This is a genomic window from Finegoldia sp. P3-F-LR, assembly GCF_052932165.1.
Genome location: NZ_JBRFJE010000050.1, coordinates 1 through 699, shown reverse-complemented (window position 1 = coordinate 699; position 699 = coordinate 1). Strand labels below are relative to the sequence as shown.

Annotated in this window: 1 protein-coding gene and 1 pseudogene; both read left to right on the top strand. The window is 30.3% G+C overall.

Features of this window, described 5'->3' with window-relative positions:
* Positions 1 to 308: pseudogene (locus ACU68U_RS09240) on the top strand (TetR/AcrR family transcriptional regulator); the annotation flags it as partial.
* Positions 309 to 431: 123 nt separating this feature from the next.
* A partial coding sequence (locus ACU68U_RS09235) for an MptD family putative ECF transporter S component (RefSeq protein WP_446763198.1) occupies positions 432 to 699 on the top strand: 268 nt, incomplete at its 3' end.

Here is a 699-nt window from a genome sequence, read left to right as displayed (position 1 = left end):
TTTTTGAAAATAAAGATGCGTTTGAGTTATTAGTGTTTGGTTCTTATGGAACAAAATACAGTAATTTTTTAGATGAACTCGTGGAAATAGAAGATAAAAATCACATCAAAATATTAAGCATGATTTATGGTGAAGATGGTGTCGGTAGTGTAATAACCGATATGGGAATTCACTTAATTAACCATGCATATTATTATGCTTTATCTGAAGTTGCTGTTCATTCTAAAAGCAGAGAAGAAGTAGAATTAAATGCCAAACTAATTTCAAAATTCTTTAATGAAGGATGGGGCAAAATAAGAGGTTTGTAAAATGGAAAATTTTTTTGCATCAAATATAACTTAGTTATATTAAAGATTTAATTTTATACAAATTGGCAACATGCTGCTTTATAAGCAGAGAAAAAATATTATATGTATTCAAGGAGGAGAAAAATGAATTTAAAAGGTATTGTAAAAATAGCAGTATTTTCTGTTATTGGATTTGTTCTTACGATGGGATTAGGATTTTTGACAGCTTCTTTTGGAATGATTCCGAGTTTGTATTTATCATCGGCACTTGCAACAATTATTGCCGCACCAGTTTTTGTAATAATGTGTAAACAAGTCGCACAAAGAGGAACAGCATTCTTATATTTCTTATTACTCGGCGTGTTCTATGCTCTTATGGGAATGTGGCCTGTAATAGTAGTTTGTGCAATTG